The sequence below is a fragment of the Okeania sp. SIO3B5 genome, from assembly GCF_010692555.1.
In the GTDB taxonomy this organism is placed as follows: Bacteria; Cyanobacteriota; Cyanobacteriia; order Cyanobacteriales; family Microcoleaceae; genus Okeania.
In genome coordinates this window covers 1-11,781 of record NZ_JAAHHG010000315.1, presented here as the reverse complement: position 1 = coordinate 11,781, position 11,781 = coordinate 1, and the positions used below count along the sequence as shown (strand labels likewise).

At 36.6% G+C, this 11,781-nt stretch carries 7 protein-coding genes; 4 read left to right on the top strand and 3 right to left on the bottom strand.

The window, feature by feature from the left end:
- From F6K54_RS29855 to F6K54_RS29845, 3 genes are all read right to left on the bottom strand, one after another.
- The coding region (locus tag F6K54_RS29855; protein ID WP_293085943.1) for a hypothetical protein at nt 1-336 on the bottom strand (336 nt) is incomplete at its 3' end.
- A 444-nt stretch (nt 337-780) separates the two neighbouring features.
- Nucleotides 781-1,722, bottom strand: a complete 942-nt coding sequence (locus tag F6K54_RS29850) for a DUF1822 family protein (protein ID WP_293085940.1) — start codon at nt 1,720-1,722, stop codon at nt 781-783.
- On the bottom strand, nt 1,719-2,393 hold the full coding sequence (locus F6K54_RS29845) for a hypothetical protein (RefSeq protein WP_293085937.1): 675 nt from the start codon (nt 2,391-2,393) through the stop codon (nt 1,719-1,721). The genes F6K54_RS29850 and F6K54_RS29845 overlap by 4 nt, the downstream gene beginning before the upstream one ends.
- 1,085 nt (nt 2,394-3,478) lie before the next feature.
- Between F6K54_RS29845 and F6K54_RS29840 the strand changes: the two genes are divergently transcribed.
- The 4 genes from F6K54_RS29840 to F6K54_RS29825 all read left to right on the top strand — a co-directional run bounded on the left by F6K54_RS29840 (nt 3,479) and on the right by F6K54_RS29825 (nt 9,870).
- Nucleotides 3,479-3,958 carry a helix-turn-helix domain-containing protein gene (locus F6K54_RS29840; protein ID WP_293085934.1) on the top strand — a complete coding sequence of 160 codons (480 nt, stop codon included), beginning with the start codon at nt 3,479-3,481 and terminating at the stop codon, nt 3,956-3,958.
- A gap of 760 nt (nt 3,959-4,718) precedes the next feature.
- Nucleotides 4,719-5,609 carry an alpha/beta fold hydrolase gene (locus F6K54_RS29835; protein ID WP_293085931.1) on the top strand — a complete coding sequence of 297 codons (891 nt, stop codon included), beginning with the start codon at nt 4,719-4,721 and terminating at the stop codon, nt 5,607-5,609.
- A 585-nt stretch (nt 5,610-6,194) separates the two neighbouring features.
- The gene (locus F6K54_RS29830) at nt 6,195-8,105 is read left to right on the top strand and encodes a GTPase family protein (RefSeq protein WP_293085928.1); all 1,911 of its coding nucleotides are present in this window, start codon (nt 6,195-6,197) and stop codon (nt 8,103-8,105) included.
- A 1,231-nt stretch (nt 8,106-9,336) separates the two neighbouring features.
- The gene (locus tag F6K54_RS29825) at nt 9,337-9,870 is read left to right on the top strand and encodes a hypothetical protein (protein WP_293085925.1); all 534 of its coding nucleotides are present in this window, start codon (nt 9,337-9,339) and stop codon (nt 9,868-9,870) included.
- Nucleotides 9,871-11,781 lie beyond the last annotated feature (1,911 nt).

Sequence of the window (11,781 nt, the reverse complement as noted above, 5' to 3'; positions counted from 1 at the left end):
CTCCGATACATAAATTAATTCCTCCCGTACAGGTTGCCAACTAATATCGCTACTATCCAACCATTGATTAAGAGTTATTTTAACTTGTTCTTTTTCTTCATAACTAGAATAATTAACTACTGATTGTGGGCTAATACGAGTTGCTACTTTTCTCACATCTTCTAACTGAGAATAAGCTGACTGCCATTGATTAAAAGAACTTTCTAATTCAGCAGGTAGACATGGTAAAAAACCATCAACAGGCTCAAAATTAGCACCTATTGAATTTAAAATCACATGAAACCCATTTTCACCACTATCTATAAGTTTAATCTTAATAATTTTAATAGTTTCCATATTTATCTACTATAATCTTAAATTTAAGCAAACAGGCATCAGCTAGCCTCCTATAGTCGGAACTGCGTTATCAGCCATCAGCTATTACTTTTTTTTTAGTTTTATACCAAATTCAAAAAAGGCAGTTACATCTTAATTTGTGATTTATTCCTAAAAGAAAAAATTATAAATTCCATAAATTATAAAATTGCCACCTTTTTTCCTCTTTAATATTTATGTTTTTCTTTCTTTGTCCCCCGTTCCCTGTTCCCTGTTCCCTGTGTCCTCACGCTTTGCAATATTTTATGAAATTGGTATTAGATAAAAGCTTTACTAATTAAATCAGAATTAAATTATACTATCAAATTTGGCTTTAAAGTCTATATTAATTAAAATATTATCATGAGAGCTAAGAGCTGACAGTTGACAGCTATTTGCGCAGCATTCCACACGAAATGCTTACCCTTAAACTACAAAATTCTCTCTAATTATTTGCTCATTTAAACTCATTTCTACAGTAAATTGTTCTTGAGGTTTACAACCAAATTCTAATTGTATCCAATCATCCGCTTCCCTAGCTTCAGCTTCCATACAAGAATTACCAGATTCATCCAATATTTGTACTCGTAAACCAGCAGGTAAAAATGGAATTTTATTCGTAGTAGAAAGTCGCACACAAATATCTATTTCCTCCTCAAACTTATCCGTCAATTTTACCGCTAATTCTGTAGCTTGTTCATTTACTCCACTACCCCAATTAATAATTTTCCCACAACTAATACTTAAATCATCCGTTGGAGATTGAGAAATACTATCATTTGAAACTCTTAAACTTCTTGTTCTTGTAGATGTAGATAGTGACTGTAAACTTTGCCATTCTGCCGGAAAAAAACCTTCAAACCACCGACGTAAATTCACCCATTTTTGACACCAATCAATTTCCTCAATTAAAGCATCCAAAGATTTTATTTGTGTGAGGGGAATAGAATCTTGAAACCCATCAATATTTCTTGCAGAAACAAACCCTAATATTTGTACTTGGTTTAAATCTTCCTCAAATTGAACCGCTATATAACCGATACGGTTATCAATAGCTTCTGGAGGCAACAACAATTCTTTTTCACCAGGAAATACCGGACGACATTCCACTTTGCCAATATTTGGTAAAACTAAATCAGCCACATCAAATATTGCTCTTGAACCAGGATGCCAACAATCACCTTGATGAATCGCTGTCTGAATATCTAAACACTTTAAATAAGTTTGAACTGCCACAACAGCCAGAGTATTTAGATAAACTTGTTTTCCCTTTTCAGGAGTAGCTTGTTCTGCTGCAAATTGCCCTGCATAACCATGAGCTTCTGCAGTCAAAAAAACTTTTAATGCTTGTGAAAAAGTCATATTCATAATTCTTCTCCAAATTGATTAGCGATTTCTCTTAATAATGGAATACATCTGCGCTTCCAGTGGGAATAAACAGTTTGCTTACTAATATTTATTTCTTTGCAAATATCAGATATTTTTTTTGGTGGAACTGTAAAATTTAACTGAATTGCCAATACTTGACAATTACATTCAGGATATTTTTTCGGATGAGATAACCTAAGTTTTTCTTCTGGGTCTTTCTCAATATATTGCCTCAAAGATTCACCTTGTATTTGACGTTTTGCTTTCTGTAATTCAGCAATTTTCTGTTCTAGTAAACTTAGACTATTAGCTGGTAAAATTTCTCCTAAAGTTGTTAGTTTTTCTCCTTCATCACTAATAGGTTTATCCAAACTTTCATATCTATTATCTGGGGTATATAAGTCTTGGATACGCCATTTCAAATAACCATTAATCCAGACAACAAAACTTCTTTCCCAGGAAGGAGGCCGAGGTTCAAAATTTTGAATGTTTTTGCAGACCCATTCTAATGTCCGATTGAAAGCCTCCAGATAATCCTGGTGGGACGAACTATATAGTCCAGGGAGTTGTTGAATTAATATCAATAGACGATTAATAGCTTTCTGGCGTGCTGGACTGGGATTTTGATATTGCTTTATTTGGGTAATTAGATTTTGTAATTGGTCCTCCACAGCGATCGCCCTCCTATCACAACAGTTGAATGTTATGAGTTGAGCTTATCAAAGTTCTAACTATTTTGGCTTAGACCCAATCTTTTCCCCGTATATATATATCTGCCCTGGAAAGGATTTTTATGCAAATTATTGAAGAAGGAAGCAGAGGGAAGAAGGAAGAGGGAAGTAAGTTATAAGTCAAAAGTCACAAGTTATAAGTAAGAGAAGAAGGAAGTAAGTTATAAGTCAAAATTCAAAATTTAAAAGTTAAAAGTAAGAGAAGAAGGAAGTAAGTTATAAGTCAAAATTCAAAAGTTAAAAGTTAAAAATTAAAAGTAAGAGAAGAAGGAAGTAAGTTATAAGTCAAAATTCAAAAGTTAAAAGTTAAAAATTAAAAGTAAGAGAAGAAGGAAGTAAGTTATAAGTCAAAATTCAAAAGTTAAAAGTAAGATTTTATCGGTTAAAAACTTTGATGCTACAGTAATTTACAGAAGTTATTTAATGTTTATAAGGAGCAAAACTATTTGTGACATTTTTAAAATGAATTGGTATAATAAAGAAGGAAGAGGGAAGAAGGAAGAAGGAAGTAAGTCAAAAGTTAAAAGTAAGATTTTATCGGTTAAAAACTTTGATGCTACAGTAATTTACAAAAGTTATTTAATATTTATAAGGAGCAAAACTATTTGTGAAATTTTTAAAATCAATTGGTATTAATAAATAAGAAATAAGGGGTCTTCAACCCAATATAAAATATATAGATAAATGCAACTATTAATAACTTAGAAAATAATGATATAGCGTTTCTCAATCTAATGAGGTACACCTATCTTTATTTGTCTTCTATTCCCTATTCCCTGTCTTCTATTCCCTATTCCCTATTCTACCAATTTGAAAAAAAGAATGTTACAAATAGTTTCAAACTTTAGATGTCGAATAATTTGCTAAAATTACTGAAGCATCAAAGTTTTAAGCTATCAAATCTAACTTTTGACTTTTGACTTTTGACTTTTGAATTCCGTGAAACGGTATTCCCTATTCCCTATTGCCTGTTGCCTACTATACGTTATACTAATAATATAAGTATTTCGTAATGGTTTTTTCAAATGGTAGTAGGTACAACAGAAGCAGCTTTTCTCCTAAATATCTCAACTGCTAGGGTGCGGGTATTGTTGAAAGAAGGTAGGATTAAAGGAGCTAATAAAAAAGGACGGTCTTGGCTAATTCCTCTGAATAGTCAAGGGATACCAGAAATTATTCCAGGTAGTCGTGGTCCTGATGGTACTTGGAATAAAGGACAACGTACAAGTAAAACAGTTATTCAGATATTGCCTACCGTTATCAATGCTAATCATCAAAACGGCACTTGTTTACCAGCAATTAATATTCAGCAGGGCGATCGCCATCATTTATGCCATGAAGCTGACATTCTTGGGCCTTGCAAAATTATCTATCAACCCTCTCAAGGTAATTCCGGTCCTACTGGGGAAACAAATTTATGGATTGAAATTAACCCAGAAGTACAAATTATTCATAGGGTATTCTCTGATGTAGATGAAAATCTACAGAAAGGGAGCAGGGAGTAGGGAGTAGGGAACAAGGGGAAATTTGTTTGCCCAGTATGACAAACGGAAAAAATATTCCTTCTTAAGATAAGAACATTTTTATTATGGCGTTCTTAATGAGACTTGATATCAGAACTATACTTGCTCCTACTAGCTCCTCTAGCTTGAAAATGTGGGTAAATTTGAGAAAATATAGACCTCTCCCCCCTTTCCAAGGGGGGTTGGGGGGGATCGTAGCGTTGGGTTTTACTCACAATTTTAGTTTAGACGAGCTACTACCTCTAGTAAAAATTTCGGTCTATGGGTAGAAGCAACTCCTATCAGACATCTCCAAATAATAAAAAATCAAATCAATTATCCCGTAGAAATTATCAATTATTCCCCTCCTGGGAGGGGTTAGGGGTGGGTTCCCTACTCCCTACTCCCTCTTTTGGTGGAGATGTCTAATAGATACCTGGTAAAAATCAAAAATCAAGTCAATTATTATATCATGTCCGGTTGAATAGTTACACTTTGGAGGAGGTAAGGCAGCTATGCTGGAGGCAGGAGGCAGAAGGAAAGAAAAGGTTAGAAGGGAAAAGGTTTTTTTGATCACTGATTATCCGGACATGATATTACCGATAAATTATCAATTATTCCCCTCCTGGGAGGGGTTAGGGGTGGGTTCCCTACTCCTGTACGGGCGAATCGCGATTCGCCCCTACTCCCTACTCCCTCTTTTCCAGAGATGTTTATTGTATAAATCTCAGTTCCTACTACTTACTAACTCAAATACATTTTCATGTTTGAACAATTTACCTACCACAAAATTCCCACTTCCAATACCACCATTAATTTAGTCAAAGGCGGAAAAGGTTATCCTCTACTACTATTACATGGCTATCCTCAAACTCATATTATGTGGCACAAAGTCGCTCCCGCACTTGCCCAACACTTCACCGTCATCTGCACAGACTTACGCGGTTATGGCGATAGTGACAAACCACCCTCCGATCCTCAACATCTCACCTATTCCAAAAGAGTTACTGCCCAAGACCAAATAGAAGTTATGGCAGCTCTGGGTTTCTCCAAATTCTTGGCAGCAGGTCACGATCGCGGAGGTAGAGTTCTCCATCGCCTTTTACTCGACTACCCCCACTGTGTAGAAAAAGCAGCAGTTCTTGATATTGTACCAACCAGGAAAATTTTTCAAACTGTCAACCAACAACTGGCGACTGCCTACTCTCACTGGTTTTTTCTGCTCGAACCCAACAATATTCCCGAACGCATGATCGGTGCTGATCCAGCATTTTATCTTGTCAACAAACTAAAACAGTGGAGTTATAACCAAACTGCTTTTACTGAAAATGCTATTGCAGAGTACATTCGTTGTTTTAGTGATCCTGCCAGTATTCATGGAACTTGTGAAGACTATCGTGCCGCAGCTACTATTGATTTAGAACACGATGCAGAAGATATTAACAGTAGAATACAATGTCCGTTACTTGTGTTGTGGGGAGAGCGCGGGGTGATGGAAAAATGTTATGATGTGCTGGAAACTTGGCGAGAAAGAGCAATAGATGTGCGCGGTCAAGCTTTCCCCTGCGGTCACTTTTTGCCAGAGGAAGCTCCAGAAGAAACAACTCAGGCGTTGCTTGATTTTTTTGAGGAGGGAGTAGGGAGTAGGGAGTAGGGAGTCAGGAGGGAAGAAGAAGGGGTTTTCAACAATTAATAATTAATAATTAATAATTAATAATTAGGGTTTGCTGAATAAATCTCAAATAATTACCAAATAAAGGTTTTAGCCTTTTTCGGTCTGAAATACCTTGGTTTTTAGCTCTTCACACCCAAAAAGTTAGCATTTCTGGCGCATAGTTGGGCAAAAAAAATTATTCCCCTACTGCCATAAGAGGAAACGGAGACACACCGGACGCGGCGTGTCGGTGACACCCTATCTCCGCGTCTCCCCGTTTCCCCCTCTGGTGTGTCCTCAAGAACCCGCTCCCCTACTCCTTAAAAAAGACTTATTCAGCAAACCCTAATTACCTCTCCTTGAAAACGGATAAAATTGATGCAAAAGGGAAAATATTTTCTTTTTTCTCCTTGAAAGGAGAGGCTTTAAACCTTAATTATTCGGTAAGGTATAATATAGAATCTGGTTATATAATATGTGTTGATAATTCTATAATTACTTAAATCTCCCCTACTCCCCTACTCCCCTACTCCCTCACTCCCCTACTCCCCTACTTCCCTACTTCCCTATTAATACATATAAACAATGATACGATTAAAACTGTGGCAATTAGTAATTTTAGCTATTCCCCTTGTTAGTGTTGTAGCTTTCCTGATGATATCTGCCGGAATGCAAATCAACCAGTGGGGAATAAACTGGATATGGGGCGTATTTATCCTCCTCTTTGTGGGATGGCGTTTGTTGCTAGTCAAATGGACGCGACCTGCAGTTGAACAAATGAAAGAGGTAATGGCAGAAGTTAACAAACAAATCGAATTTACTGATGACACCACAACCTTACCCACAAAAAGCGATGCAACTCTCCAGGTAGAAACCGCCCTGCAAGAAATTCTCAAATCATCCCGCAACGACCTTCCTCTTTGGGAAGACTGGCAAACATTTTGGCAACGTTGTCAAGCAGTAATAGTTGCTGTTGCTAATACTTACCATCCGGAGGGCAAATATCCTCTGCTCAATATCTACATTCCCCAAGCTTACGGTTTAATTCGAGGTACAGTTGATGATATGGATCGATGGATGCAAAAATTATCTCCAACCTTGAATCAAATAACTGTCGGCCAGGCATATCAGGGATATGAAATGTATCGCAAATTAGAACCTTCAGCACGGAAACTTTTTCAAGCTTGGGGTTGGGTACAATGGTTCCTTAACCCAGTAACAGCAGCAGCTAAACTAGCAAGTCGGCGTTACAGTGAACAGGCAAACCAACAGTTATTGATGAATTTCAGTCAGATATTACGGGAAGTGACATTGCGAAATTTATGTCAGCAAGCGATCGCTCTCTACGGAGGCAACAACTTAGAATTTTCTGAGTCTGTTATTCCTGCTCCTGCTCTCCCGAAGGCAGAAACTCAAACCCTCAAACAAATTCTCGAACAAGCTCAACCTGCTGAAACGGTAGAGCAAAAACCTGTGAATATTTTGTTGGTGGGGCGCACTGGGGCAGGAAAGAGTAGTTTAATTAATACTCTGTTTGAAGCTGACTGTGCTGAAGTGGATGTGTTACCGAGTACGGATAAAATTCAAAATTATCAATGGCAGCAAACTGGAGAAACTCTCAATTTGTGGGATACGCCAGGTTATGAACAAGCAAACCGCCCAGACTTACGGGAGCTTGTACTCGACTATGCTGAAACTGCAGATTTATTGTTGCTGGTTACTCCTGCTCTCGATCCTGCACTACAAATGGATGTAGACTTCCTCCAAGATGTGAAACAGGAAATTGCAGATTTGCCAGCTATTGTTATTGTGACTCAAGTTGACCGTTTGCGGCCTATCCGAGAATGGCAACCTCCTTATGATTTTGTTTGGGGCAAAGGTGCGAAGGAAAAGTCTATTCGAGAGGCTACTCAATATCGCGCAGAAATATTTGGGGAATTTTGCGACCGGGTTTTGCCTGTGGTTACGGGAGATATTCAAAGTAATAGAGGTGCTTGGAATGTTGATGCTATTTCTATGTCTTTGCTCGAAGCTATTACTCCTGCTAAACAACTACGTCTGGCTCGATTTTTGCGCGATCGCGAAGTTCGTACTGTTGCAGCAGCTAAAATTATTGACCATTACACTTTCCAAATGGCGACTACTCAGGGGTTAACTGCTTTGTTAAAGAGTCCAGTGTTGCAGTTTGTTTCTACCCTGACAACGGGTTCGCCAGCTTTAGCTTATTTGTTGGCAGAAAAAATTCCGGTTGAGGAGTTGCCTGTGGTTATTGGTAAGTTACAAATGGCTTACGATTTATTTTCCCTCTTAAGTGGGGATGCAAATTTAGGTAGTTTTGACTTACTGGCACTTTGGCCTTTGTTATTAGAAAATCCTTCTTCACCAGACCGGAATGCTTGGGCTTTTGGTCATGCTTTGGTAGAGTATTGGATGCAGAATTTGACAGTTGAACAGTTACAAGAAAGCTTTGATAATTATCTTCAGCAAGGGCAATAATTAGGGTTTGCTGATTAAATATCGCGCTTATTGACTGATATTGGTTTGAGCAATTTTAGATCTGGAAAAAGTGCGAGGTTTTCAATGGTAATGGTTCAAAAATTCAGGATTTTGGTCAAGAGTAGGGCAGAACCATCTTGAGAAAATTCTTACTCCTACCTCCTCGTTCCCAAGCCATTTCTCCTGTCTCCTGTCTCCTGTCTCCTGTCTCCTACCTTCACCCATAAGACTTTTTCAGCAAGCCCTAATTAGGGTTTGCTGATTAAATATCAAAGCATTTACAGATAAAGGTTTTAGCCTTTTTATGGTCGAATTGCAGTGCGCCTGTTTAAGTCTAAAAAACTCAAAAAGTTAGTATTTTAGGCGTATAGTTGGGCAGAAAAATCATTCTTACAATTCTTACTCCTACCTCCTCGCTCCCAAGCCATTTCTCCTGTCTTCCCCTCCTGGTAGCAGGGCTGTTTCAAAGTCCCGTAAGTTAACGATTGAGGGAGAACGGGAGATGAGGGAATAGTGGAACAGTGAAATTCATCAAAATTTGCCGATTTTGAGCGCCAATAAGCCTCCCTTTGCCTCTGAGAGGATATCTGGTTCAACGTCGCTTAAAAGCCTCTATCCCCGTGTCTCCGTGTCTCCGCGTCCCCGTGTCTATTGAGAATCAAACAGCCCTCCCCTCCTGGGAGGGGTTAGGGGTGGGTTGTCTCCTGTCTCCTACAAAGAGCAAAAAGACTTTTTCAGCAAACCCTAATTATAGTGATAATTAATTCAATTGTTGTAACAATTTTAGCAAATAAAATTAATTACTTGATTTTGCTTAGGTCTTTATAACTGTTATTGAATCACAGCGATCGCCTTTATTCGCAACAGAATTATGAAATTTTTATATAGAAGATTTAGTAAAAATAAGTCTCTATTTATGAAGATTTAATGAAGTTGGCCGAAAACACTTGCAACTGAAATTTTACTGATGTAGAGTTGAACCACTAAGGTAAGCATTCAGCCGTCAGCAATCAGCAATCAGCTATTGCTTTTAGTTTACGATCAAAGCTTTATTAATTGTCTTGCTACAAAAGTTGCCTCCCTTGCCCTTAAAGTCTATATTTAAATTTAAGTACTGTCCTTAAGAAGAAACTTTTGTTGCTGAGAGCTGACAGCTAATAGCTGAATGCTTACCCACTAAGATATCTGAATAAACAACAAACTCAATCTACATCTATCATCAGTAGTGTAAATGAAAAACTTCAACTTATCTTTTCAGGGTCTCCTAGTTGCTACAGTTACAAGTGCTGTTTCTTTGTTTGCTTTAACTAACTCTGCCATGGCTTTCTTACCCTTAGTTGATACTGAAGATACTGTTCATGTAAGGGGCATTCTCGACCGGGATTTTAATGGTGTATTGTATAATCTATCTGTAGATCCTAATTCTTTCAATGATGTGTTTGGTAATTCTGGAGGCTTAACTATTACAGAGGAAAAAACACCTACATTTTGGGAAGAGTCTAATGTATATGCCACTCCTACAGTTTCCAAATTCATGACTTTTAAGGGCAAAACTTCTACAGAGACTAATTTACTTATCACAAACTCGACTGTGCCTTTCGATCCATTAAGACCTTTTAATGAGGGGTTGGGTGATTTTGAGGCGAAATTTAATCCATTGACACTAGGAGCTCTCCTGTGGTGGTGGTTTGCTTCTAGTCTTGTACTAGGTTGCATCACACTAGGAGGTTTAATGATAGAAGACACGGGAAAAACTAAAGGCTAAAAGGCAAATTAATTAGGGTTTGCTGAAAAAGTCTTATGGGTGAGGGTAGGAGACAGGAAACAGGAGACAGGAGACAGGAGGAACGGGGAATTATAGAGGAGGTAGGAGGAAGAATAATCAAGGGATTATTCTGCGCAACAAAGCCGCCTAAAATGCTAATTTTTTGAACCATTACGACCTAAAAGCTTAGACTTTTTTTTACTAAAAAATTATAAAACCTTTATGTATAAATGCTTTTATATTTAATCAGCAAGCACTAATTAGAGGAGAAAAACGGATTTTTCTCACTCTAGATATTTTATGATGAGATACTAATTTCTCTTAAATTACTCCTAATAATATTTTCGATGTTGCTGAGGGTCAAACCTACTTTTTTTTGGGTTTTTCGCCCTTTAATTATTACTATATATGAGCGCACCTTTTCCATTATGTTTACAATATCTTGTCAAGTATAGTTTGTCAAGGTAGATTTTCAATTTTTTGAGATTTTTCACTCAGAGACAGAGTAAATTTCGACTTGTTTTTTCCTTCTATATAAATCTATTTATCCATTGATTATTTTTGAGGTGATCGCTACAAGAGTATCTACAAATTCTCTATTACTTCTGATGTGGAAAGTCTGGCTCAAATTTTTCGATGTACCAGGGGATGATAAATCAGTATTCTTTGTGGGATATTTCTGGATTTGATAATTTTTAGCACAGATGTTTAATTAAATATTTTGGCTTTGATAGTCAATTTATATGTGTCGCTAAAATCTTCTGTTTCTTGAGATTTGATAATGCAATATTTATTCTGGAAATTTATTATTCGACTTGTTTTTTTCCTTCTATTCAATCTATTTATCCATTGATTATTTTTGAGGCGATCACTACAAGAGTATCTACAAATTCTCTATTACTTCTAATGTGAAAAGTCTGGCTCAAATTTTTCGATGTACCAAGGGATGATAAATTAGTATTCTTTGTGGGATATTCCTGGATTTGATAATTTTTAGCACAGATGTTTAATGAAATATTTTGGCTTTGATAGTCAATTTATATGTCTTGCCAAAATCTCCTGTTGCTTGAGATTTGATAATCCAATACTTATTCTGGAAATTTATTAGTGGTTAAGTTTTATTGGTAGAGGATAAAGCTGATTTTTCGGGGTTTATCGCCCTTTAATTATTACTATATATGAGCGCACCTTTTCCATTATGTTTATAGTATCTTGTCAAGTATTTTATGTCAAGGTAGAGCCTCCATTTTTTGAGATTTTTCACTCAGAGACAGAGTAAATTTCGACTTGTTTTTCCCTTCTATATAAATCTATTTATCCATTGATTATTTTTGAGGCGATCGCTACAAGAGTATCTACAAATTCTCTATTACTTCTGATGTAGAAAATATGACTCAAATTTTTTGATGTACTCGGCCATGATTAATCATTATTCTTTGTGGGATATTTCTGGATTTGATAATTTTTAGCACAGATTTTTAATTAAATATTTTAGTTTTGATAGTCAATTTATATGTGTCACTAAAATCTTCCGTTTCTTGATACTTGATGATGCAATATCTATTCTGGAAATTTCTTAGTGGTTAAATTTTCTGGGGTGAGGATAAAGCTGATTTTTCTGGGTTTATCGCTCTTCTCTTAATTACTATATATGAGCGCACCTTTTCCATTATGTTTATAGTATCTTGTCAAGTATTTTATGTCAAGGTAGAGCCTCCATTTTTTGAGATTTTTCACTCAGAGACAGAATAAATTTCGACTTGTTTTTGCCTTCTATATAAATCATTTATCCATTGATTATTTTTGAGGCGATCGCTACAAGAGTATCTACAAATTCTCTATTACTTCTGATGTGAAAAATCTGACTCAAATTTTTCGATGTACCAAGGGATGATAAATTAGTATTCTTTG